This window comes from Neobacillus nitrireducens (assembly GCF_030915405.1).
Classification (GTDB): Bacteria; Bacillota; Bacilli; order Bacillales; family Cytobacillaceae; genus Neobacillus.
In genome coordinates this window covers 2,967,569-2,990,031 of record NZ_CP133262.1, presented here as the reverse complement: position 1 = coordinate 2,990,031, position 22,463 = coordinate 2,967,569, and the positions used below count along the sequence as shown (strand labels likewise).

At 35.0% G+C, this 22,463-nt stretch carries 28 protein-coding genes; 21 read left to right on the top strand and 7 right to left on the bottom strand.

All coding sequences use genetic code 11. The annotated features are described in order from the left end of the window. Position 1: 1 nt before the first annotated feature. Together RCG22_RS14310 and RCG22_RS14305 are read right to left on the bottom strand one after the other, a co-directional pair. Positions 2 to 169, bottom strand: a complete 168-nt coding sequence (locus RCG22_RS14310) for a hypothetical protein (RefSeq protein ID WP_308103547.1) — start codon at positions 167 to 169, stop codon at positions 2 to 4. Between the two features lie 55 nt (positions 170 to 224). After that, entirely contained in the window at positions 225 to 362 is a 138-nt protein-coding gene (locus RCG22_RS14305; protein ID WP_308103546.1) for a hypothetical protein, read from the bottom strand. 420 nt (positions 363 to 782) lie between these two features. Here RCG22_RS14305 and RCG22_RS14300 point away from each other — a divergent pair, with 420 nt between their 5' ends. The 3 genes from RCG22_RS14300 to RCG22_RS14290 are packed head-to-tail and all read left to right on the top strand — an operon-like array spanning position 783 to position 6,333. Continuing rightward, positions 783 to 3,578, top strand: coding sequence for a type I restriction endonuclease subunit R (locus tag RCG22_RS14300; protein ID WP_308103544.1), 2,796 nt, complete (start codon positions 783 to 785; stop codon positions 3,576 to 3,578). Continuing rightward, positions 3,575 to 4,849 carry a restriction endonuclease subunit S gene (locus RCG22_RS14295; RefSeq protein WP_308103542.1) on the top strand — a complete coding sequence of 425 codons (1,275 nt, stop codon included), beginning with the start codon at positions 3,575 to 3,577 and terminating at the stop codon, positions 4,847 to 4,849. Before RCG22_RS14300 ends, RCG22_RS14295 begins: the two co-directional genes overlap by 4 nt. Further along, the gene (locus tag RCG22_RS14290) at positions 4,846 to 6,333 is read left to right on the top strand and encodes a type I restriction-modification system subunit M (protein ID WP_308103540.1); all 1,488 of its coding nucleotides are present in this window, start codon (positions 4,846 to 4,848) and stop codon (positions 6,331 to 6,333) included. Before RCG22_RS14295 ends, RCG22_RS14290 begins: the two co-directional genes overlap by 4 nt. 351 nt (positions 6,334 to 6,684) lie before the next feature. Here RCG22_RS14290 and RCG22_RS14285 read toward each other — a convergent pair whose 3' ends face one another. Next, positions 6,685 to 6,882 (bottom strand): hypothetical protein, encoded by a 198-nt coding sequence (locus RCG22_RS14285; RefSeq protein ID WP_308103539.1) that lies wholly within the window; start codon positions 6,880 to 6,882, stop codon positions 6,685 to 6,687. Between the two features lie 375 nt (positions 6,883 to 7,257). Between RCG22_RS14285 and RCG22_RS14280 the strand changes: the two genes are divergently transcribed. From RCG22_RS14280 to RCG22_RS14270, 3 genes are read left to right on the top strand one after another with little or no spacing between them, the layout of a single operon-like run. Beyond that, entirely contained in the window at positions 7,258 to 7,704 is a 447-nt protein-coding gene (locus RCG22_RS14280; protein WP_308103538.1) for a helix-turn-helix domain-containing protein, read from the top strand. A gap of 39 nt (positions 7,705 to 7,743) precedes the next feature. After that, complete coding sequence (locus RCG22_RS14275; RefSeq protein WP_308103537.1) at positions 7,744 to 8,772, top strand: hypothetical protein; 1,029 nt, start codon at positions 7,744 to 7,746, stop codon at positions 8,770 to 8,772. Positions 8,773 to 8,781: 9 nt separating this feature from the next. After that, on the top strand, positions 8,782 to 8,943 hold the full coding sequence (locus RCG22_RS14270; RefSeq protein ID WP_308103536.1) for a hypothetical protein: 162 nt from the start codon (positions 8,782 to 8,784) through the stop codon (positions 8,941 to 8,943). Positions 8,944 to 9,377: 434 nt separating this feature from the next. Here RCG22_RS14270 and RCG22_RS14265 read toward each other — a convergent pair whose 3' ends face one another. Then, positions 9,378 to 9,797, bottom strand: coding sequence for a tyrosine-type recombinase/integrase (locus RCG22_RS14265; protein ID WP_308103535.1), 420 nt, complete (start codon positions 9,795 to 9,797; stop codon positions 9,378 to 9,380). A gap of 186 nt (positions 9,798 to 9,983) precedes the next feature. Here RCG22_RS14265 and RCG22_RS14260 point away from each other — a divergent pair, with 186 nt between their 5' ends. From RCG22_RS14260 to RCG22_RS14235, 6 genes are all read left to right on the top strand, one after another. After that, positions 9,984 to 10,226: an NUDIX hydrolase gene (locus RCG22_RS14260; protein WP_308103533.1), complete on the top strand. Its 243-nt coding sequence runs from the start codon at positions 9,984 to 9,986 to the stop codon at positions 10,224 to 10,226. Between the two features lie 161 nt (positions 10,227 to 10,387). Then, complete coding sequence (locus tag RCG22_RS14255) at positions 10,388 to 10,945, top strand: hypothetical protein (RefSeq protein ID WP_308103529.1); 558 nt, start codon at positions 10,388 to 10,390, stop codon at positions 10,943 to 10,945. A 10-nt stretch (positions 10,946 to 10,955) separates the two neighbouring features. Continuing rightward, positions 10,956 to 11,369 carry a hypothetical protein gene (locus tag RCG22_RS14250; RefSeq protein WP_308103528.1) on the top strand — a complete coding sequence of 138 codons (414 nt, stop codon included), beginning with the start codon at positions 10,956 to 10,958 and terminating at the stop codon, positions 11,367 to 11,369. 210 nt (positions 11,370 to 11,579) lie between these two features. Next, positions 11,580 to 12,230: a hypothetical protein gene (locus tag RCG22_RS14245; RefSeq protein WP_308103527.1), complete on the top strand. Its 651-nt coding sequence runs from the start codon at positions 11,580 to 11,582 to the stop codon at positions 12,228 to 12,230. Positions 12,231 to 12,540: 310 nt separating this feature from the next. Next, positions 12,541 to 12,663 (top strand): hypothetical protein, encoded by a 123-nt coding sequence (locus RCG22_RS14240; protein ID WP_308103526.1) that lies wholly within the window; start codon positions 12,541 to 12,543, stop codon positions 12,661 to 12,663. Then, entirely contained in the window at positions 12,641 to 12,880 is a 240-nt protein-coding gene (locus RCG22_RS14235) for a YolD-like family protein (RefSeq protein WP_308103525.1), read from the top strand. The genes RCG22_RS14240 and RCG22_RS14235 overlap by 23 nt, the downstream gene beginning before the upstream one ends. A gap of 106 nt (positions 12,881 to 12,986) precedes the next feature. Here the strand turns inward: RCG22_RS14235 and RCG22_RS14230 are convergent, their stop codons facing one another. Next, positions 12,987 to 13,175 carry a hypothetical protein gene (locus tag RCG22_RS14230; protein ID WP_308103524.1) on the bottom strand — a complete coding sequence of 63 codons (189 nt, stop codon included), beginning with the start codon at positions 13,173 to 13,175 and terminating at the stop codon, positions 12,987 to 12,989. Between the two features lie 83 nt (positions 13,176 to 13,258). Between RCG22_RS14230 and RCG22_RS14225 the strand changes: the two genes are divergently transcribed. The 7 genes from RCG22_RS14225 to RCG22_RS14195 all read left to right on the top strand — a co-directional run bounded on the left by RCG22_RS14225 (position 13,259) and on the right by RCG22_RS14195 (position 17,881). Then, entirely contained in the window at positions 13,259 to 13,393 is a 135-nt protein-coding gene (locus tag RCG22_RS14225) for a hypothetical protein (protein ID WP_308103523.1), read from the top strand. A gap of 123 nt (positions 13,394 to 13,516) precedes the next feature. Next, positions 13,517 to 13,744, top strand: coding sequence for a hypothetical protein (locus RCG22_RS14220; protein ID WP_308103522.1), 228 nt, complete (start codon positions 13,517 to 13,519; stop codon positions 13,742 to 13,744). Positions 13,745 to 13,997: 253 nt separating this feature from the next. Continuing rightward, positions 13,998 to 14,840 (top strand): TIGR04255 family protein, encoded by an 843-nt coding sequence (locus tag RCG22_RS14215; protein ID WP_308103521.1) that lies wholly within the window; start codon positions 13,998 to 14,000, stop codon positions 14,838 to 14,840. Continuing rightward, positions 14,833 to 15,351 (top strand): hypothetical protein, encoded by a 519-nt coding sequence (locus RCG22_RS14210; protein WP_308103519.1) that lies wholly within the window; start codon positions 14,833 to 14,835, stop codon positions 15,349 to 15,351. The genes RCG22_RS14215 and RCG22_RS14210 overlap by 8 nt, the downstream gene beginning before the upstream one ends. A 32-nt stretch (positions 15,352 to 15,383) precedes the next feature. Beyond that, positions 15,384 to 15,974, top strand: coding sequence for a hypothetical protein (locus RCG22_RS14205; RefSeq protein ID WP_308103518.1), 591 nt, complete (start codon positions 15,384 to 15,386; stop codon positions 15,972 to 15,974). A 786-nt stretch (positions 15,975 to 16,760) separates the two neighbouring features. Then, positions 16,761 to 16,820, top strand: a complete 60-nt coding sequence (locus tag RCG22_RS25445) for a hypothetical protein (protein WP_374049473.1) — start codon at positions 16,761 to 16,763, stop codon at positions 16,818 to 16,820. Further along, the gene (locus RCG22_RS14195) at positions 16,817 to 17,881 is read left to right on the top strand and encodes a GTP pyrophosphokinase (RefSeq protein WP_308103517.1); all 1,065 of its coding nucleotides are present in this window, start codon (positions 16,817 to 16,819) and stop codon (positions 17,879 to 17,881) included. Before RCG22_RS25445 ends, RCG22_RS14195 begins: the two co-directional genes overlap by 4 nt. A gap of 156 nt (positions 17,882 to 18,037) precedes the next feature. On the opposite strand, the gene RCG22_RS14190 is transcribed toward RCG22_RS14195, so the two are convergent. Then, positions 18,038 to 18,901 (bottom strand): LysR family transcriptional regulator, encoded by an 864-nt coding sequence (locus tag RCG22_RS14190; protein WP_308103516.1) that lies wholly within the window; start codon positions 18,899 to 18,901, stop codon positions 18,038 to 18,040. Positions 18,902 to 19,055: 154 nt separating this feature from the next. Between RCG22_RS14190 and RCG22_RS14185 the strand changes: the two genes are divergently transcribed. Then, positions 19,056 to 20,192 (top strand): AbrB family transcriptional regulator, encoded by a 1,137-nt coding sequence (locus tag RCG22_RS14185; RefSeq protein ID WP_308103515.1) that lies wholly within the window; start codon positions 19,056 to 19,058, stop codon positions 20,190 to 20,192. A 92-nt stretch (positions 20,193 to 20,284) separates the two neighbouring features. Next, on the top strand, positions 20,285 to 20,896 hold the full coding sequence (yyaC, locus tag RCG22_RS14180) for a spore protease YyaC (RefSeq protein WP_308103514.1): 612 nt from the start codon (positions 20,285 to 20,287) through the stop codon (positions 20,894 to 20,896). A 110-nt stretch (positions 20,897 to 21,006) separates the two neighbouring features. Here yyaC and RCG22_RS14175 read toward each other — a convergent pair whose 3' ends face one another. Beyond that, positions 21,007 to 22,317 carry a CitMHS family transporter gene (locus RCG22_RS14175; RefSeq protein WP_308107167.1) on the bottom strand — a complete coding sequence of 437 codons (1,311 nt, stop codon included), beginning with the start codon at positions 22,315 to 22,317 and terminating at the stop codon, positions 21,007 to 21,009. Positions 22,318 to 22,463 lie beyond the last annotated feature (146 nt).

The window sequence follows — 22,463 nt, the reverse complement described above, 5'->3', positions numbered from 1 at the left end:
TTCATTCACTCCGTTCTTGTTTTGATAACGTTTCGTACAGCAGCTTCGCTTTTAAGCGGGGCGGCAGCTGTAGCTGCTCCACAACCACGCGGCTGATTAAATGCTGAAGCCAAAGGTTCGTTGCCGTATTGATTTGTGGAGCAGTCTGTAATCTCACACGTTTCTTCATTCCATCTCACCTCCGTCCTATCAGCTTTGACGGGCAAAGGTGTGTTTTATACTATTTAGTCCTGTTCTGGCTCCTCAATTGGGAAGTGGAAGTGCAACTGTGCAGAATCTTCTCGTGCGGTTCGCTTAATGAACACTCGTATAATTCCCTTTTTGGCGCCGGGGAAGGCAGTCTTAATGTCGTTTCTGTTCATTAAGTTCCCTCCTTTGTTTCTGGTATTCTAGGAAGCTATTGAAAATAAAGTGTGATAAAGTTCCCGTATGAACGGTTTGTCGGAGCTTCTCAATGCACTGAGGTTGCTTTGTGCTCATGATGCTAGCCCTCTTTCTCTTAGACGATTGATCGCCTTTTCTGTATTGTTACGGATTTTATGTGAAGGGGTTTTGATTGTGATTTTCATGCTGTATTTCCTCCTGTTTTAATAATTTGTTCGGTAGTTCATCCACCGACAGGAAGAAACATAACCATTACAAAGATATAATCAATCTGAAAATAATGGAAAAAACCCAGAGGATTTCCTATAGATACTTGAAAATATGAGAACTTTTCTTGGTATAATGGAACTAGACAAGATATGAAGTAGGTTTCGGAGTATGTGAAATGGGGTGAAAAATTGGTTAATCAGAATCCAGAACAAAAAGCAAGAGATAAAATTGATTTAATGTTAGAGCAAGCAGGATGGATAGTTCAATCCAAGAATAAGATAAACTTATCTGCTGGTATTGGTGTTGCAGTCCGAGAATTAAAAACAGACGTAGGTCGGGTTGATTATGTGCTGTTTGTTGACAGAAAGCCTGTAGGTGTTATAGAAGCCAAAGAGGAAGAAGAAGGACAAAGGATAACCGTAGTTGAAGAACAGTCTTCAGGTTATGCAATGTCAACATTAAAATACAATCTAAATAAAGAACCTTTGCCATTTGTTTACGAAAGTACCGGAGTATTAACTAGATTTACTGATTATAGGGATCCAAAACCCCGTTCAAGGACTGTATTTCATTTTCATCAACCTTCAACACTGTTGGAGTGGTTTGGTCAGAATAAAACTCTTCGAAGTCGTTTGCATGATATTCCAGAATTAAATAAAGAGGGGCTTCGTCCAGCACAAATTAAAGCTATTGAAAATCTTGAAATTTCTTTTAAAAATAACCGGCCAAAAGCACTCATTCAGATGGCTACTGGCGCAGGTAAAACATTTACAGCATGTAATTTTGTATATCGGTTGTTAAAATATGCGAATGCCAAACGGATTCTATTTCTTGTTGATACTAAAAACTTAGGAGAACAAGCGGAACAAGAATTTTTAAAATACCAACCAACTGATGATAATAGAAAATTCACCGAATTATATAATGTTCAGCGGTTAAATTCTAGTTATATTGCTTCTGACAGTCAGGTTTGTATTTCAACGATTCAAAGGCTCTATTCCATTTTAAAAGGCGAAGAGTTAAATGAATCAACTGAAGAGGAAAATCCTAATGAAAAGAGCTGGCAATGGCAAAAGAAAGAGCCCCTGCCGATAGAGTATTCAGCGAAAAACCCTATTGAGCAATTTGATTTTATAATAATTGACGAATGCCATCGATCTATCTACAACTTATGGAAACAAGTACTTGATTATTTTGATGCTTTTTTAATTGGTCTAACGGCCACACCCGATAAACGAACATTTGGATTTTTTAACGAAAATGTAGTAAGTGAATATACCTTCGAAGAATCTGTCGTAGATGGTGTAAATGTTCCCCATGATGTGTTTATTATCGAAACAGAAATAACAAATGCCGGGGCAAAAATTAAGGCAAAAGAGTATGTTGATAAAAGAGAAAAACTGTCTCGTAAAAAAAGATGGGACCGTTTGGACGAAGATTACGATTATACCTCTAATAAGCTTGATAAAGATGTTGTAAATCCTAGTCAAATCAGGCAGATCATAAGAGCCTTCAAAGAGGCGCTTCCAAAGATTTTTACTGACCGCTTCGATGAAAATGGTGAATTTGAGGCGCCCAAAACTTTGGTTTTTGCCAAAAATGATAGTCATGCGGACGATATTATTCAGATTATTAGAGAAGAATTTAATGAAAGTAACGATTTTTGTAAAAAAGTTACTTATAAGGCTGATGAGGATCCTAAATCGGTGTTGAACCGTTTTAGAAACTCATGGGCCCCAAGGATTGCTGTTACGGTGGATATGATTGCAACTGGTACCGATGTGAAACCTTTGGAAGTACTACTCTTTATGAGGGATGTAAAAAGTATAAATTACTTTGAACAAATGAAAGGCCGTGGAACTAGAACAATTGGATTCGATGACCTGAAACGTGTAACCCGTACAGCAAAACACACTAAAACCCATTTCGTGATTGTTGATGCAATTGGTGCTACTAAATCCAAAAAAACAGATAGCAGGCCGCTAGAAAGAAAACCAAGTACACCACTAAAAGATCTACTGGGTGCAGTAGCTATGGGTGTGCAGGATGAAGATTTGTTTACGTCCTTAGCTAACCGATTGACTAGGTTGGAAAAAATACTTACAGATGAGGAAAAAATTAAATTTCAAGAGCTTAGCTGTGGGAAGAAAATAAATACAGTTGTAAAAGATCTACTCAATGCTTATGACCCGGATATAATCGAACAAAAAACACAAGCAATTATCAATGAAATTCCTGAAAATGATCGTTCACCTGCTAAAGAGGAAGAGTGTAAAAAACAGGTTCAACACGAATTGGCTACGAATGCAGCTAGAACTTTTACAGGAGAACTAAATGAATATATAGAAAATGTTCGAAAGGTTCATGAGCAGATAATTGATTTGGTAAATCAAGATAAGGTTTTGCGGGCGGAATGGGATAATTTCACCAAAGAAAAGGCCGAGGAAATGGTAAAAAATTTTAAAGAATATATAGAAGGTAACAAAGATGAAATCGTCGCATTGAGTATTTTTTACGACCAGCCTTATCGGAGAAGAGAAATTACTTTTAAGATGATAAAGGAACTAATGGAAAAACTGAAAGTGGAAAAACCATTGCTTGCTCCACTCTATGTATGGGATGCGTATTCCCAACTGGAAAAGGTAAAAGGTGATAAACCTAAAAATGAATTGATCGCATTAGTATCACTGATTCGTAGAGTTACTGGTGTTGACCAACAGCTTACCCCATATAACAAAATAGTCGATAAGAACTTTCAGAAATGGGTGTTTGGGAAACAAGCGGGAGCGCTAAAGTTTAATGAAGAACAGATGAACTGGTTAAGAATGCTTAAAGACCATATAGCAACAAGCTTTCATCTTGAAATGGATGACTTAGACTATACACCTTTTGATGCCCAAGGCGGAAGAGGTAAAATGTATCAAATATTTGGAGACAAAATGTTTGAAATAATTAATGAACTAAATGAGGTATTAACAGCATGATAAGAGAAGATTGGGCAGAAGCAAAACTAGAGGATATGCTAGATTATATACAACCAACTAATTACATTGTTGAATCTACAAAATATAGTGAGAATTATAAGATTCCAGTTCTAACTGCTGGAAAGTCGTTTATTCTCGGCTATACTAATGAGGAGCATAACGTTTTTAAAGATACGCCCGTAATAATATTTGATGATTTTACAACAGCAACTCAATTTGTGAATTTTAAATTTAAAGTAAAATCCTCAGCAATGAAGATACTAGTACGCACTTCGAAATTAGTGAATATTAAATACGTCTTCTATTATATGCAAACTATTAGGTACAATACGGATACTCATAAAAGATACTGGATTTCTATATTCTCTAAGTTACCTATTAAGATTGCTCCTCTCCCTGAACAGAGAGCTATTGTAGCCAAAATAGAGCAGCTTTTTAGTGGGTTAGATAATGGTATTACAAATCTTATAAAGGCTAAAGAGAAATTAGAAATTTACCGCCAAGCTGTGTTAAAAAAGGCCTTTGAAGGGGAATTGACCAAAGAATGGCGAGAGAAGCAAAATGACGTTTCTAGCGATATTTCGTATGTTTATTTGAGAGAACTAGCTGATGTTGCAACTGGGGCAACACCCAAAAAGTCAAATTCCTCTTATTGGAACGAAGGAGATATTGCTTGGGTCACTAGTGGTGCTTTGAATAATACATTTGTAAAGGAAGCGTCTGATTTCATTACCGAAAAAGCATTAAAAGAAACAAACTGCAAAGTATTTCCTAAGGGAACTCTTTTAATAGCTATGTATGGGGAAGGAAAAACACGAGGAAAATGTTCTGAATTAGCGATCGATGCAGCAACAAATCAAGCAATTGCAGCAGTACTAATTAAAAACGAATATCAAAAATCGAAGAAGTATTTGAAGTGGTTCTTTATTAAAAATTATAATGATATAAGAATGCTTTCCAGTGGTGGAGTTCAACCAAATCTAAATCTTACAAAAGTCAAAGAAACAAGGATACCATTTCCGACAAATCAAGAACAAGAACAAATTGTAAAAGAAATTGAAACCCGCCTATCAATTTGTGATCATATTTCAGCTAATATAGATGCAGGGCTTGAAAAAGTAGAAGCACTACGTCAAAGTATTCTAAAAAAAGCATTTGAAGGTACTTTGCTAAGTGAAGATGTATTAGAAGCCTGCCATAATGAACCGGATTGGGAACCTGCCAAGAAGTTTTTAGAAAGAATTAAGAGAAATGAGGAAGTTGAAATATGAGTAACGAAGCTAACATAATATCAAAAGTATGGAGTTTTGCCAATGTTCTCAGGGATGACGGAGTAAGTTATGGTGACTATTTGGAGCAGCTTACTTATTTACTATTCCTTAAGATGGTGGATGAATTTGCCAAGCCTCCATATTTTCGTAATATTAATGTTCCAGAAGGTTGTGATTGGGAAACTTTAAAAAGTAAAAGAGGTGCGGAGTTAGAAACACATTATAATAAAGTATTAAAAGAACTTTCTAAAAATAAAGGAATATTAGGTCAAATTTTTACCAAATCGCAAAATAAGATTCAAGACCCTGCTAAGCTTCATAAAATCATCGATATGGTAGACAAAGAAAAATGGAGTATGATGGGGGCCGACCTTAAAGGAAAGATATATGAGGGTCTTTTGGAAAAAAATGCAGAGGATACAAAAAGTGGGGCTGGACAATACTTTACTCCTAGAGCACTTATCAAGGCAATGGTTGCTTGTGTACAGCCAGAACCAATGAAAACTATTATAGACCCCGCTTGTGGAACAGGTGGATTTTTCCTAGCATCCTATGATTACATTACAAAACATGATGAGTTAAATAGAGAACAAAAAGAGTTTTTAAAAAATAAAACTTTTTACGGTAATGAGATAGTTGCTAATACAAGACGATTGTGCTTAATGAATATGTTCCTCCACAACATTGGAGAAATTGACGGCGAGACTTTTATTTCTTCCGCGGATGCTTTAGTAGCGGATGAAGGAAAAAGATATGATTATGTACTGGCAAATCCTCCTTTTGGAAAAAAATCAAGTATGACCATTACCAACGAGGAAGGAGAACAGGAAAAAGAAGATTTGGTTTATAACCGACAGGACTTTTGGGTGACAACTTCAAACAAACAGTTAAACTTTTTGCAACATATCAGAACACTTTTAAAAGAAACCGGTCAAGCAGCTGTAGTTCTACCTGATAATGTCCTTTTTGAAGGTGGGGCAGGGGAAATCGTTAGAGAACAACTACTTCAAACTACTGAGCTCCATACTATTTTGCGTTTACCTACGGGAATATTTTATAGACCAGGAGTAAAGGCGAACGTTCTCTTCTTTGATAATAGACCAGGTGCAAAAGATCCATGGACGAAGGAAATTTGGATTTATGATTACAGAACAAACGTTCACCATACTTTAAAGAAAAAGCCAATGACAATGAATGATTTAGAGGATTTCATTCAGTGTTACAATCCAGCTAATCGTAATGATCGTACTGAGACTTGGTCAGAAAATAATCCGGATGGTAGATGGAGAAAGTTTACTTACGAGGAGATTTTGGAGAGAGATAAAACAAATCTTGATATCTTTTGGATTAAAGATAAGAGTTTGACAGATTTGGATAATCTCCCTGATCCAGATCTTCTGGCAAATGAGATTATTGAAAACATTGAAGCCGGATTGGAAAGCTTCAAAGAAATAATGCTTACGTTAAATGGTGATTCAGAGTGATAATATCTCTAAAAACGAAATTAAGACCATTAAAGATGTAATAGAACAGGCCAAGATACAAGCGGCAAATATGTAATGGTAGATGATTTACTTTACGCACTCTTCATTGTAGGAGTGCTTTTTGTTTATCATTCGTATTTTCATTTAAAGTAATAACCTTCGAAAACAGGTTGGGAGGATATATACTTTTAGGTTATGCGGGTTACTGACTATGAAAATACCCCACCCCTGTCCCCAGAAAACAAGATATTCTTGATTCTAGGGACAGAGGAAGTAGTATTTATCATGGGGTATATACTTTAGTGCAAAGCTGGGAACCCGATGATGCTGCTGTTTAATACCTGAATTTCTTCAACTTGTCATTTGCCCTTTAAAGCATACGCAGTTTCGCCCGCATATATAGTGACAAGAACCATTGGCCGTAACCAATCGAAACTCCACCGAACCGTTACTTGCAAGGAGCCGTTCCCGCTCCCTCTCCAGCAATCCGTTCCAAACAGCAGAAAGACCTTGACTAATGATTGCTAGTGCTGATTTTCTTTGTCGCATTGGCTCAGCTCACCTGACCTCTTTTTTAGCGTGACTTAAGGGCATTTCCCACGGTTATTCTTTTTTCCGGTTCGCTCCTGTAGGCACCGGCAAACTACAGCGTTTTGGCAGAGGTAGCTGCTCTGACCCTTTCAGGGATTTATCTCATTAATTGTGACTATAATAAAACCTTTTCAGAAAAGGAAATCAAGCTTTACTTCAATAAATTTCATCTCTTTTTCATTTCAGCTTATTTACCTTAATACATAGAAAAGCAGGTTCAATATATATCTGAGCTATCACAATGAAGAAGTTTTAAAAATATTGGTAATAGTTGACATCAACACACACACGTGTGTATAATGTGTGTATTGGTATCGAATGGAAGTGATAATAATGTTAACAACAAAAGAAATTAGTGAAATGTTAAAGGTATCCGAGGAGACTGTCCGTAGATGGATTCGTACAGGGGACCTAAAGGCGATTCAAGAAGGAAAAGGTTACCTGGTTGAGAAGAAAGATTTAATGAAATTAGTTCAAGAGAAGTCCACAGCAACGAATTCCTCAATAGGCAAGATGGCAACGTTAATTCCTTTGATAGGAGGGGTAGGAGCTATAGCTGGAGAAACAATTTTCAAAATGCTAACTAAGAAGAACCTAGACGCTCTAGATAAAAATAGAAAAGGAGATATTTCACTTCAAGATATAACTTACCGTATAGAGGAATTAAAATTAAAAAAGAAAAAGATAGAACTGGAACACCAAATGGAACTTTTGGAGATTGAAGAAGAAATCTCAGTATATCAGAAACTTCAAAACCAATTAAAAAAGTCAGAAACATAAAATCTCTTATTAAAAAACCTCTTGGGAGAAGGTAATTTGATGAATGAATTAAAATTAGATAAAAGGCATTTTATTTCTGAAAACGTATATAATTCCCAAACGATAAAGGATAGCTTCCTAAAAACATTTGAGTCAAAAACAAACAGGATATTAACTAATATCGCCGGCTTGCTACCAACAGCGGAACATTTAAGGGATATTATTTATCCACAAAAAATATATGTTGCCCAATTTCCAAAAGACATAGTTGAGAAAATGCAAGCGGGACAGTATGATTTAATGCATTCAAAATCTGGCGAAATAATTTCTATGATAATTGATAAAACTCATCCTAAAAAAAACATTATTCATAATGTAAGATTAACCGAGCTTGACTCTAATGTACTAGGTAAGGTACAGGACATTTCAAATAATATTGCTAGTTTAGCTGTTCAACAACAGCTTGCTCAGGTTTTGGAAGAATTGTCTGAAGTGAAAAAGATTGCTACATCAATAAAGCGGGGGCAGGTTACTGATAGAATTGCAACGGTTAATACAGGTAAAGACCTTCTTGAAAGTGCTTTGAATGAGCCTTCAAAAGAAAGATACTCTGAAATTCAACATGCCATAAGAATGCTATTATTGGGAAGAAATCAATTGGAGTTGTATCTAAAAGATGAATTAAAATTTATTAGCGATGTACCCTCAAGTAAAATTAAAATATTCTTTAAATCTGTTTTTAATAATGGATTTTTTGATAAATGTAATGAAAGCTACAATTCTTTCCAAGAGGCTTTTAAGGCATATTTTGAAGCATGTGTTTATCTCTCTATGGCATATAATGAGATAAAAGATGAAAAGGCTATGTTAAAAGCGTTTGAGTCTGTTAAATCATTAGTCCAAGTTTCCTCATCTAAAATACTCGCACTTTCAACTATAGCTGTTTCAGGGGAAGGTGAAGAAGATTTAATGTGGTACAGAACTCCAGATCTAATATTAGAAACATTTAATAATTATCAACAACAAACATTCCTGAAAAATGCGGATGTAATAACTATAGAATTCGAAGGAAGCCAATTAATAGGATGAGGTGTAACAATGAAAAACTGCATTTTTTGCAAAAAGTCAGGTGAGGGAATGATATGTAGGCATTGTTTAGCAAAAGGAGGAGCAAAGACAGGGCAAATTGCCAAGGCTATTGGTAAGTATGGTGGAATGGTTGCTTTTTTGGCGGTTGCAGGGAAAAAATTTAGAAAATAGAGGCGACCATAACTGAACAATACCATTAACTTGAAAGTTAAACTCATCTAACATCTCATGTGTTGCCTCATACATTCCGCACATGCGGATCATGTAACTGCGGTTTAAAAGCGACGCAAACAGAATTTGCGCCGCTACCGTTATAAGAAACATCAAGTCAATTATCAATTATAAATCATTGACGTATAACAACTTGCTAACATTTTGCTAACGAAGTCCAATAAAACGAAGTAAATTAGGGTTAAAGATATTACACTCGATGCCTGCAGAATGCTGATTCGACGGGCCTTTCTTCTACCGTCGTTAAAAATGTTACAGCTTAAAACTATATGGGCGGCATGATGTAATTAGGGTCCAAAACCCTTTTCGTATCAATGCTTGAAGAGGTTTTCAGGAAACCTTGTCCGCATAAAGTTGAAAAAAGAATAACCGATCTATTGGAGAAGGTCTTTCATCAGTTTACTAAACTGCTGGGAGGCCTTTTCTTCCATATTAGCGGTCATATGAGCATAAATATTCATTGTGGTATTAATATCGGTATGTCCCAACCTTTGTTGAATTTCTTTAATCCCTACCCCGGCTTCAATCAATAAGGAAGTATGCGTGTGCTGAAATTTGTGCGGTGTGATATTTTTCGTAATTCCAGCTTTTTTCAGTAATCGTTTAAGCCGTGTCTCCACCACTTTTCTTAATTGAGGGTGACCATCCTCACGAGCAAAAATAAAATTGTTGTCCTGGTAGATGATCCGTTTTTTTAATTTGACCTCATTTTGTTTGACCCGATGCTTCTTTAACATATTGACCAACATATCATCAATACGAATTGTACGGACTGAACCTTTTGTTTTGGGCATTAGTAACTGATATTTCTATATTAAAGTAAACTCCCCTTTCTTTATCTCCTTACAGACAATAGTTGATCGATTTGACTAATTAATGCTGTTTTTCTCTAAGGAAACAATTTCTCCAATACGACAACCAGTTGAAAACATAAATTCGAATAAGGCTTTTTCCATTGGCGTGTAGCAAGCATAGAAGAAATGGGAATAGATTTTGAAATTGGTCGATTTTTAGGATGTGCCCTAAGATATTTTTATTCCACCAATGAATACAAGTATTACCTTAGCGAAGGTTATTTTTATTTATGCGAAACGGGTAAGCAGCTAAGTAAACCAACAGAAGAGGATAACTTCCTTATATGGATTGAACCGACTCAAGCAGTAGAAAATTTGTTCCACGAACATCAAAGTTGGGCAGTAAATGAGGCATTAAAAATATTATAAGTTTTGAACTATCAGGTCATTACTTTAAGATCCCCTCTGCGGTTCCAGACGGCTTTTTCTTATTTAAAACAACTAAACACTTCATCATTCTTGGTCGATATAATTATAGGTAAATTCTTTGAGAAAACAACTCAAATACATAAACACTAGGAGATAAAATCATGCTATTTTTCGGTTTACCCATCCTTGTTGTATTAGGATTAGTGTTCAAAGGCTATCGTTTCATCAAAATAACAGAAGATCTCGTTACCATCTGTAGGAATCAGCCAGGTGCGATGATATTAAGTATAGCTTTTCATTTGTTTACACTTTTTTTAGCGATGCAATTATACGATGGTTGGTTCTTGACCATTTGGACTGTTTTGTGGATTAATCTAGTCATTTGGTTTCGAACAATAAGATACGTGCCTATATTAGTTATCCGTTACGTTATCGTAATCATCCCGTTTACGTTATTGCTCGATGCTTTATTAAGCGATTCAATTCTAGGAGAGTTTGCGGGTACAGTTATGGACATTCCTACAGATGTTCCTGAAACTGGTACTCACTTTGTAAATCCTCATGAAGTAAGTGGCTATACAAAACAAGATGGAACCGTTGTTGAAGGGTACTATCGTGATGGCGATGGTGAAGCTTCCACTAAGTTATCCAAAGAAGAAAGCGGAGGTTATGGGAGGAGTAACCCTGATGGAAATCCTTCAAACAATCTAAACGCTTAAGGGAGTTTATATGAAAAATTTATTATTTATTTTAATTATCGGCATTGCACTTGTTACGGTTATTGTATTTCTAATCAAAAATATCATAACAATATTAGCCGTTGTTTCCTTTGTTGCCTGTATCATTGGCTTCTTTTCATTAGATTCTTTAGATAAATTAGAAAAACAACATAACATTAAGCTTGTAACTAAAAAACAATACAAAGTAATGCTATCTAGTCTTGTCACACCTTTGTTTTTAGCTCACTCCTATTATCTTGACCATAGAGTTCATAGCTTTACAGGTGAATATTCCACCGGTCTCTCGGAATCTTTTTTAGTTTTTATCAGTTTTGCTCCAGGTGTACTTGTTATGTTGTATATTTTTTCACAAGCAGGCCTTAAGTGGGGTAGAAATGAGGAGATGCACAAACCAGGGGTTTAATAATATTAGGGATTTATCGTAGCAGTCGATTTGTGGAATGGAAATAACAGTAAAAGAGTTCTTTAGGACTGGATCAATGATTCCATCCTTTTATATTTTTATTAAACGGGGAGAACACTCTTTCTATTTTAAAGGTAGAAATATTTCTTGGAATTTAGTAGGGCAGATACTATAAATATTGATTACTAACATATAGGTGGGGAGAAATACATGATCATAGCAATTAAACCAGGTGGAGGAAACCGTGAAAAAATATTAATTAACCAAGTGGAGGCTGAATTTTTAAGGTACCCTTCGCCACATAGTAACTACGATAAAATTGTCTATGATCCAAAAGAATATAACGCTTATACAGAAGTATGGAATCATGTCAATTATGAGGGAATCATCAATCATTATATTACTCACCATTTAATGGACAAATTATCTTTTTCGGTTGAAGATCTACTTCAAAAAGGCTATCAATATAATCCTCGTGCACGTATATTAATAGACCATATAAATATTTTAAACATAATTAAAGGTTCAGAACCTAGTTATGTAGTGGATATTATGAAGTTCAACTGTTTTTCAAAGGTGGAAAATGAATATATACAACATACGTTCATAGGTCCAGAAATCATTTTGCAACAACTTGAAGTCTTAACGTTAGTGACGATTGAAGATGGAAGAATTCTATTGGCTGATTTAGGGAGGAAGTTGTTATGGGCGAAGAATATTCCCTTGCCTCCTCCTCAGAAGAAAGAGGAAGTCATTGGAACATGTAAGTATTGTTTAAAGCCAACGAATCTTCGGGTTTGTATTCCATGTCGTGTGGAACACAACGACATGACCATGTATGAAAAATCCAATCGATTTTAATGGAAACCTCTATCCTAGATAGAGGTTTTTCTTTTACTCTATAAAGCATGATTTGGAGAAGTAGACATAAATAGTGTAAATATAAAACTTGGAACCAACTTGAATAGGGAATAGTAAATACCCTTTCGCTCAGAGGTATTTTTGGGCAAGTGGGCAGCATTCCTGTTATAAGTTTGTGGAAAAATGTACTTAAGCTAACGGGTGCCTTTGTTGATTAAGAGCTTTTTTTGACGCCTAATTCAGGCGTTTTATTTTCACTAAATAAAGAACATTTGTTCGTATATAATAAAGGTGATGGGGGGTGACAGAAATGACAATACGAGATCGAGGTAAATTAAAATGGCAGCCAGCCTCATTCATGCCATTAGCATTCGAGATGCACCGTGAGATGCTTCAAGGACCAGGAGCGATTGGCAAAGCCGGTATTAGATGATTATCAAACGGTGGAATTTGACCTAAATATCGCTTATGCAATGGAATATAACTTGGTTGTGAAACTAAAGGTATGTGAGGATGGATTTACAAAGGATATGACTGGTCAAATTATTAACGTTGATCCGATAACTCATCAGCTCAAGGTCGAGGTGAAGCCAGGCGTATTCGAACCGGTGACATTTGAGGATGTAGTCAGAGTGGTTGTATTAGATTAAACAGTATAGTGCTAACTGAATGCTCGATTTATAGAAAACTAACGTTGGAAACTGAATTATCTTGGGTAATATCCCTAATTCCATATGGCAAGCGGTCATACCAAAGCTAAGGGCAGGATAAATCTATATCTTTAATCTTTACGTCAGACTCATCAATATATTCCACTACCTTCATTATTCTCTTAATCGCATACTCTTTATCGGATATGTCATCGGCAATCAGTTCGCCAGCTAAATCAAGAAGATTTACTTTAATGCGTGCTATTGTTAGTTTTGCTTCTAGTAAGTCGTTCAAGTTACCGCCTCCAGTTTGTATTGACTATACAAGTGCATGGCCCTTCGCTTAATCGGGAAGGGATTAGGTGGAAAGAAAATTTATTGGGTGAATGTTTCGCTAACGAACAAGCAATCTTTCAAGCTGAACCGCCTAGCCACGGCCTGCAACATGAAGCCGACGGCTCTGGCGAGGATGTTAATCGACTTATGCTTGAACAATGTAGAACTAGTGGATAAGCTGCAGCAAGAGTTCTGCACACAAACTTCTTATAGAGTGGTCCTAGTTAATAATGGTGGAGGAGAGCTAGTTTACTTATTAAACGGTAGGGAGGAAGGTTAAATGAATTGGGTGAGCTTTTTTTGGGGATTATTACTGTAATGGTGACTTATGCATTATTCAGCCGCGTGTTTGAAGAGGAACAAGAAGAAATTGGAGTAGATAAGGATTCAGGGGTGGTAGTAAATGACCTTTCTAGCCGTTTTGTCACTCTTTCCTGTCAAACATGCCGGAAATTAAAGAAGTATCAAGAAGTGCAAGCTAATCTTTACCAGTGCACGAAATGTAAGCGGTATGTCGATTTACGTTAATTTAGAATAGTGGCGTCGTCTTTCCATGTGGGGAAGGCGCTTTTTTATCACTTCTTACATCAATTATATGCATATTGCTTGCTAGGTTAAAAAATAGTATAGTGTCTTTTCAAGGAATATACTGTAATTTAGGCTTAAATACTGATTATGGTACATTCTTTTGATGTATAATGATAATATAGATGATAATTCGTGCTGCAAATTAAGATGAAGAACGAGAAATTTTATGACTGTCTCGTGGAGGATGAGAGATATGGCTATAGAGGATTTGAAAAACAAACCTTTAGTCGAAGCTATTTTTGAATTTAGGTGGAGCTCGGCTTCTGCTCCCCAATTTATCCAGGCTAATATACCTGGCCTTCGATTAACAATGCAGAATTCACAAAACGTGAATCAAGGTGGAATTGACCCAAATTATAACATTCTTTTTGGTCGTTTTTATGATAAGGTATCAGGAGAAATGGGTGAATATCCTTACCATGAACCATTACCTACCGCGGCTATGCCGTTAGAGATGTCAACACATGTGGTACAACATAGGTTTAGAGTGGCCCAGGATCAATGGCCGTTATTGCAAATTGGACCGGGTATAATGACTGTTAATGACACAAGTGGGTACAAGTGGGATGACTTTAGGAGTAGAATTCTTTCAAGTTTAGATAAATTGAAGGCCTCCTATATAAAACCAAGTGATGTAGAAGTCAACAACTTAGTCTTAAAGTATATAAATGCTATAGAATTCGATTACGTTTCACAAGACATCAATGAGTTTTTAAACACAAAGATGGGGGTAAATGTAACTTTACCAGCCGATTTCTTTTCAAATGGTAAATGTGATAAAGACCCGAGGAACTTCTTGTTTCAATCATCATTTAGGTCCAGTGATCCAGAAGGACACATATCAATACAATTAGGAACCGGTTCAACTAATGGAAAACCATCTTTAATTTGGGAAACAAGTGTAGTTTCAAGTGAAAACCCACCAAATATAAATGAATCATTTGAAACCTGGTTAGATAAGGCGCATAAACTAAATGAAGAGTGGTTTTTTACATTAATTTCAGGTGATCTGGAAAGGAGGTTCCAAGGTGAATAGTGCTACTGCAGATCCAGAAATTGAACGTTCATTAGAACTTTTAAACGACACTAGTGTTGCCCCAACACAAACTAATTTAAGTAGAGAACAGAAAAGTTCTGCTAGCTATTTGGCAAAGTATATCGGGGTACCAGCAACGGTGGCGGGAATTTTTGTATCACATGCTTTCGTTGATTCCGGTGTCGCCAATAAGGCTCCTTTTCCAGACAGGAACCTGTATCAATATAATGTGATTGATCATGTTGGAGATAATTTATTTGGATATTCTTATCCTGATTTAAGTATGGGAGCACAATCTTTTGAAGAGGATTATATATCCCAGTTACCATTTGTGACAATTGAAGATATAAGGGAATCCGAGGCTTTTATTGATTCTTTGCACTTTTTAGCTAATATGGATGTAATTGAAGATGAAGATGGGATATATGGGGTAGATGCGGAGATAGAAGTCCTTGATGATCAAGATGAGATATTGTTTGCTTTTGACGATGAGGATAAATTTTTCTTTTAATTGAGATTAGGCAAATCAGGAGTTGTCGTTATATGTCTGACGCAATAGATGCATTAGAAACCGAACAAGAGAGTGAAGAAAATCATTGGTATAAATTGATTGATGATAATAGTTTGGAACAGGGTGACGTTCTCGAAAATATTAGTATTGCAATGCCGAGTCCGGAGTTTTATATTGGAAAATCGAAAAGAGTCGGAATGAAGGCTACTAACGTTATTATACTCACTCAAACGTGTGATCTTGCTAATGCAAAAACGCCATGGGTGTATGTAACACCTGTTAGAAGTATTGAAGTTTTTAAAAAACAGTATGCTAGTCAGGAGCAAAGTGAGGAACAAATAAATAAGCACTTGGAAAATATTAGACGTGGGAATATGCCTAAGTATCACATGATAAATCAATGTAATTTAGAGCCACTTCGTTTAGATATTTCAATACTTGATCTTCGAGAGGTATATTCGCTCCCATTTAAATATGTAAAAGAGTTTGCTAATCAGGGAGAAAGACGACGGCGTATGCTTTCTCCTTATAAAGAGCATTTAGGACAAGCCTATGCAAGATTTTTTATGAGAATTGGGTTACCTGGAGACATTCCTCCCTTTTTTGATCTTGGGGATTCGTAACCATTTAATCAGGTTTTTTAAACAGATACTTTAATTCGTTTTTTCTTTGCATTTGACTTTAAAAATAAAAGAGCGTAATAAATACGCTCTTTAAGGATTAATTGTCCGCAAGTTTGTCCGCATAATTTTTGGATACTAATTAAAAAGATTTAATAATTAAATTATGGAACCTCATTTTTATTGGCCTTTTAGTGACTATTTACTTCTATTTAAGTCAAAATTGAATGGGCGGCATGATGTAAGGCTTTTAAGCCATACATTTGAGAAATAGTTATAGCTATTTTTCCCCCATTTTGAGAAGTAGTCATGTAAATAATTTATATCAATAGCAATAACCACTTCCTATAAAATTTAGGGAGTGGTTTTTTGTGTTGTTAAAATTAGCGTATCAAGACTTAAATTCGCTAGAGCGTATTCCAGAGAAGACAAGAAGGTAAAACCTTTCTAAGTCATGTAAAAGCCCATAGCGGGTACAGGAGCTAAGAATTTGGCTATTTCATCCCGTCCTAGACACTTTTTATAAAGGATTTTATTCTCGATATCCTCAACACTAAACTTTTTGATGGGACCAACAACACCGAACAATCAGAATTGAGGTAATGAATAATCTATAAAAATAAATGGAAGGAGCATTTGGGGAGTTCCAATAAGGTTAATAAAAGTAGATAATAATCATAGCATAATGAAGCTAGAGATTGATATAATGGTGCAAAATGGAAGATCCTCTGTTGTTGTGTGTAACGGAATGCCAGACTCACCGAACTACCTGTTCACGGAGAGACAAAGATTGTTACGCACCAAGGTAAAGTGAAAAGGGTTAAGTTCGATGAGGGGGTAGAGTTTTGAAAGAAGTAATTTTAAATGAATATGACCAAAAGAAAATAATATACTTGGAATACGAGAAAAAATTGAGAGATTTATTATTTTCCTTGATTAAGGAAAACGGGATTACTATTCATGGTATTGAATCAAGGGTAAAAGACAGGAATAGTTTATCTAAGAAAATTGATAGTAAAGAAGATAAATATACCGGCTTAGATAAAATTACTGATATTCTGGGTCTAAGAGTTATAACATATTTTGAAGATGATGTTGATACCATTGCTAATATTGTTAAAACACAGTTTCATGTAGACGAAAATAACTCATGTGATAAAAGGAATAAAAATTTCGACTCTTTTGGGTACTCATCACTCCATTATATTATTAAATTAACAGAGCCAAGAGCATCCCTACCTGAGTATTCAAGATTTAAAGAGATTAATTTTGAAATTCAAATAAGATCTATTTTGCAACATGCATGGGCGGAAATTGAACATGATATTGGATATAAGAGTGCTATTGAAATTCCTGTTGATATGAGAAGGAAGTTCTCCAGGATAGCAGGTTTATTGGAATTAGCAGATAGCGAATTCATAAGAATAAAAGAAGAAATAAAAAAGTATACAATTGAAGTGAAAGAACAAATTAAATCCCAAAATTTAAATTTATTTATAGATAATATTTCATTAAAGGAATTTCTGCAGGAAGATAAAATAGTTTATGAAATCGAGCAACATTTTATGATGATAACGAAGGCAATTTCCGTTGAATATACAGATGAAAGATATATTGCCAAAAGAATTAATCAACTAAGTTTCTTTGGAATTGATACGATCGAAAAATTGAAGGAATCCTTAGAATCAAGAAAAGAAATGATTAAAACTCTTGGAGAAAAGTGGTTGTCAATGCATGAGAAACGATGGGAATCGGTCACGAGTGGAATTTCAATTTTTTATTTATGTTTTGTATTAGCTTGTGAAAAAGAAGATTTACAGTATGTCCAAGAATATTTCAATTTCGGAAAGCTTTCAAAAAACCCAGAATTACCCAAGTTGTTATTTGATCTTTATAATAAAATTGTATGAACTTTAATTGTATAAACAAACTAATACGGTAATATTTTGCTAACGCAATTCCATAAAAAACTACAGGGGAAGGTCTTTCATCAGTTTGCTAAACTAGTGGGAGGCCTTTTCTTCCATATTAGTGGTCATATGAGTTCAATCTGTTACGACTAATTACTACAATTTAAATTCATTTTCAATAAAATCAACAAATGCCTTAACGATGTTTAATTTTAATGAATCCTCATGATAAATCATCCATGTCTTACGAACAATTGGTTTCCCGCCAATAGATTTAATATCAGCTATATGTATATTATTGACATCCTTTAAGATCAAACTAGGTAAAATAGCATAGCCTAATCCATTGATAACCATTTTTTTACAAGTATCTACTTTATCTACTTCTATGCTGACAAGCGGGGGTTGGGTGAAATGTTCAGACCACCATTTATCTATGGAATTCTTTAATGACGTGTCAGTATGATAATCAATTCTTGGCAAGTTAGGAAGGTCATGTATGTCTATTTTTTCTTTAGAAGCTATGCAAATGGATTCTTCAAATAATAAATGTTTACGATCTTTCCAATTAAAGTCTCCTTTAACAATTCCAATATGGACATCTTGATTGTAAATTAACTGAGCAATGTGACTGCTAAAGTTTGTCGTTACCTTAAATTCAATAGTAGGATACTGTTCTTTGAATAGCTTTAATAGGTTGGGAAGCATGTAATCAGTAAAAAAGTTAGAAACACCCAATCTTAGTGTACCTACTACACTATCCTCCATATTAAGGACATTTTCTTTAATTTTTTGTAAGGTTAATAACATTTCTTGTGCACTTTTGGCTAAATACTCTCCTTGTGGAGTAAATTGAACTCCACGCCTTCCTCTATTTACGATTATTACGCCAAATTCCTTTTCTAATTGGTGTAATCGGTTTGTCAAAGCTGGTTGAGAAATATACAAAAGTTGAGCAGCCTTTGTAATATTTTTTTCTTTATAGAGAGTTTGCAAAACCATCCAATCTCGTTCATCCAAACGAATAACCTCCATTTCTACTATCAAGATTATTTATGGATAATTATAATAAACGAATATTTTAATTATTTCTAAAAGTATACTATAAATGATTTAACAAGAAAAGGTTACAAAATAACTTCACCTAAGGAAACTATCGAAAGAAGGATTCGGGATGCAAAAAAATAGGAATTTTATTCAATTTTTTTTGTTTGTAATAGTAAGCGGAGTAGGCGGATTATTTCTCTCTTTAACTGGTCTCCCTATTGGATGGATGATCGGGAAACTCCTCATGGCAACTTTTCTATCTATTCTGTATCCGACTTTATTACGATTACCTCGTAATCAAAAGGGTATTCCAAAATATTGGTTATTTATTGGACAGTGTATCCTAGGAATTGAATTAGGACAGAAAGTAAATGGTTCTGTTCTATACATTTTTCATGAAAATTGGTCAACTATTACCATAATGCTCCTTTTATCTATCTTTTTTTCTCTACTTTCAGGTCTTGTTTTATGGAAGTACAGTAATGTGGATATGTTAACAAGTTTTTTTGCTACTGCACCTGGAGGCATTTCCTCTATCCCTGGCATTGCAGAAGAGGCTGGTGCTAACACTGGAGTTATCAGTATTGTTCAGGCTATGCGGGTATTTTTAGTTATCCTAACGTTTCCTCTCATTATATCTTTCTTGAATAGTCATTCTGAGGGTAATGCAAACAATTATACTATCCCAACAGAACTAACAAAATTCGGAATTGAACAGTTTGCTTTTACCATTTTGTTTGTGTGTATAGCGTGGATTGGATATCATATAGGGAAATTTTTGAAGTTTCCAGCTCCATGGCTAATTGGTAGTATAGTTAGTGTTGCTATTGTCAAATCTTTTAGCTCAGAACTTTTTGGATATGAAGTTGTAGCTTGGTGGCCGCAAAGTTTAATGATCGTATCACAAATTTTTATTGGTGTAAGCATCGGCTCACGTTTTCATAAAAATATGTTTAAAGGGTTAAAAAGGACATTAATTGTTTCATTTTTGAGTACAATAGGATTAATTGTTTCTGTTTTTATATGTGCTTATTTTGTATCGGTTATAACGGATATAACATTTCTGACTGCAGGTTTAGCTTTTGCACCAGGTGGAATTGCAGAGATGACAACAACAGCTCTTGTTCTTAATGGTGATGCTACATTTGTCGTAGCAGTACAAGTACTCAGGGTCATCACTGTCTGTATTACTCTTCCACCTCTTTTTAGATTTTTAATATATTGGGAGGTCAAGAGGAAATCTCATTCTGATCTATCTGCGTAGTTAAATTGTTTTATTTTTTTATTAAACGTTATAATTATTCTAATATTTTTATTTATAGGTTACGGGAATATAAAATTAAGGGTGATATTAGTGTGTCTTATTATTATAAAAAAGAACAAAATAATTTAGAAAAGTATTCATATAATTTGAAATCCAATGGAAGTACAGAAGAAAAAGATATTGAAGTATTAGCACTTAAAATGAAAGAAATTATTCAAAAATCATCTCGAGAGGATAAAGATATTGTCTTTTTATGTATAGGTTCTGATCGATATGTTGGTGATTCATTAGGTCCGTTAGTAGGAACGATGCTTAAAGAAAGTCAAGTTCCCTTTTGTGTTTATGGAACATTAGAAGAGCCTGTACATGCATTTAACTTAAAATTGATACTAAAGGAGATCAATAAACAATTTAAAAAGCCTCTTATTTTTAGTATTGATGCATCCATTGGTGAGAAAAATCAAGTGGGCTATGTGATGTTTAAAGAAGGACCTTTAACTCCTGGAAAAGCACTTGAAAAGATGCTCCCAGAAGTAGGAGATTACCACTTCGTGGGAGTTGTAAATTATATTGACCCTTTGCCAACTTCACAATTTTTAAATGATACAAGATTGTTTACTGTAATGAATCTTGCTAAAACGATTGTGAAAGTGATTACTAAAATAAAGGTATATGATAATATCTCAGAGGAAAAAGAGAGTTAGACTATCATAATCATCAAAAAAGAGCCATCCAAAATCAGGTTCGTACCTGAATTTGGATGACTCAGTTTTATTATCGGAATGTAGATAAAAAGGTCACAAAAGAATAAAGGTTATCTGATAGAACTTGTAACAAAAGCAACAGCAATAATGACGATCGAACATAGAAGGGTCCATTTAAATGCAAAGCGCTGAAATTCCCCGATATCTGTTTTAACCATTCCTACTAGTAAAAGGGTAGATGCAACAAGAGGGCTTAGAAAATGTACAGGCTGCCCTAATACGGAAGCTCTTGCAATTTCTAAAGGACTTACCCCATAAGCTGCTCCTGCTTCAGCTAGAATTGGCAAAACTCCAAAGTAATAAGCGTCGTTGGATAAAACGAAAGTAAATGGCATGCTAGTTATTGCGACGACAAGAGGGAAGAAGGAACCTACAGATTCTGGAATGATTGATACTAATGCATTTGAAATGGCGTCTACCATTTTTGTTCCGGAAAAAATTCCTGAGAAGATACCAGCGGCAAATACTAATATGACAACAGTTAAAGCATTTCCCGAATGTGATAAAATACGTTCCTTTTGCTTTTCTAAATTTGGATAGTTAATCATAGCAGCGAGTACAAATCCAATTAGAAATAGGATTGGAGCTGAAATTAACCCCAGAACTAAAACCACCATAATCGTTACTGTTAAAATGAAGTTTACCCATCTTAATTTTGGGCGTTTAATATCATCTTGCAAGGAAAAAGTGGCAGCAGCCTCGCTCAATTGTATGGATTGACGTGGAATTTCCTCGACATTGATAACACCAATTCTTGCTCTCTCCTTTTTTCCAAGAAGAAAAGCTATAAAAAGAATACATCCCATTCCTGATAACATTGTTGGTATAAGTGGGAGGAAAAACTCATTCGCATCAAGACCTAAAGAGGCAATGGCTCTTGTAGCTGGTCCTCCCCAAGGAGTCATACCACTCAATATGCTGACAGAAAGTAAAGAAATTGTTGCAAGAACAAGTGGGTTCATCCCAATTCGAAGATAAAGTGCCAACATAGCAGAAATAGTAATCATATGGGTTGTTGTTCCATCGCCATCTAATGCTACGGTCATGGCAATTATTGAAGTTCCAATAGCTATTTTAACTGGATCTCCTTTTACAAATTTCATCATTTTATTGATTAGTGGGTCAAATAAGCCTGCATCGATTAAAATACCAAAAAATAAAATAGCAAACAATAATAAGGCAGCTGAAGGAGCAACTTCTTTTAATCCTGCTAGCATCATGCCCCCGAGCTCTAAGCCAAACCCACCAAAAACTGCAAATATTATTGGCACAAAAACAAGAGCGGTAACAGGAGATAATTTTTTTGCCATGATCAAATAAGTAAAAACGACAACCATTGAAATCCCTAAAAAAGTAAGAATATTAATCCCCTCCTAAAATAAATAAAGAAATCGCTTACAAAATATATTGGAAATATTCTAGATATAGAGTTTTGATTTCTACATCCATAGATTTTAATTTAAGAATATTTCGCTTTTTTAGAATATAATACGTAAATTAATAAGTA

Bases quoted from the DNA above. Each gene is read 5' to 3' on its own strand.
- RCG22_RS14295 (WP_308103542.1), top strand. From the start codon at position 3,575: ATGATAAGAGAAGATTGGGCAGAAGCAAAACTAGAGGATATGCTAGAT.
- RCG22_RS14280 (WP_308103538.1), top strand. From the start codon at position 7,258: ATGTTAACAACAAAAGAAATTAGTGAAATGTTAAAGGTATCCGAGGAG.
- RCG22_RS14240 (WP_308103526.1), top strand. From the start codon at position 12,541: ATGACAATACGAGATCGAGGTAAATTAAAATGGCAGCCAGCCTCATTC.
- RCG22_RS14270 (WP_308103536.1), top strand. From the start codon at position 8,782: ATGAAAAACTGCATTTTTTGCAAAAAGTCAGGTGAGGGAATGATATGT.
- RCG22_RS14245 (WP_308103527.1), top strand. From the start codon at position 11,580: ATGATCATAGCAATTAAACCAGGTGGAGGAAACCGTGAAAAAATATTA.
- RCG22_RS14205 (WP_308103518.1), top strand. From the start codon at position 15,384: ATGTCTGACGCAATAGATGCATTAGAAACCGAACAAGAGAGTGAAGAA.
- RCG22_RS14310 (WP_308103547.1), bottom strand. From the start codon at position 169: ATGAAGAAACGTGTGAGATTACAGACTGCTCCACAAATCAATACGGCA.
- RCG22_RS14265 (WP_308103535.1), bottom strand. From the start codon at position 9,797: ATGCCCAAAACAAAAGGTTCAGTCCGTACAATTCGTATTGATGATATG.
- RCG22_RS14185 (WP_308103515.1), top strand. From the start codon at position 19,056: ATGCAAAAAAATAGGAATTTTATTCAATTTTTTTTGTTTGTAATAGTA.
- RCG22_RS14290 (WP_308103540.1), top strand. From the start codon at position 4,846: ATGAGTAACGAAGCTAACATAATATCAAAAGTATGGAGTTTTGCCAAT.
- RCG22_RS14250 (WP_308103528.1), top strand. From the start codon at position 10,956: ATGAAAAATTTATTATTTATTTTAATTATCGGCATTGCACTTGTTACG.
- RCG22_RS14255 (WP_308103529.1), top strand. From the start codon at position 10,388: ATGCTATTTTTCGGTTTACCCATCCTTGTTGTATTAGGATTAGTGTTC.
- RCG22_RS14305 (WP_308103546.1), bottom strand. From the start codon at position 362: ATGAACAGAAACGACATTAAGACTGCCTTCCCCGGCGCCAAAAAGGGA.
- RCG22_RS14215 (WP_308103521.1), top strand. From the start codon at position 13,998: ATGGCTATAGAGGATTTGAAAAACAAACCTTTAGTCGAAGCTATTTTT.
- RCG22_RS14285 (WP_308103539.1), bottom strand. From the start codon at position 6,882: ATGCGACAAAGAAAATCAGCACTAGCAATCATTAGTCAAGGTCTTTCT.
- RCG22_RS14275 (WP_308103537.1), top strand. From the start codon at position 7,744: ATGAATGAATTAAAATTAGATAAAAGGCATTTTATTTCTGAAAACGTA.
- RCG22_RS14260 (WP_308103533.1), top strand. From the start codon at position 9,984: ATGGGAATAGATTTTGAAATTGGTCGATTTTTAGGATGTGCCCTAAGA.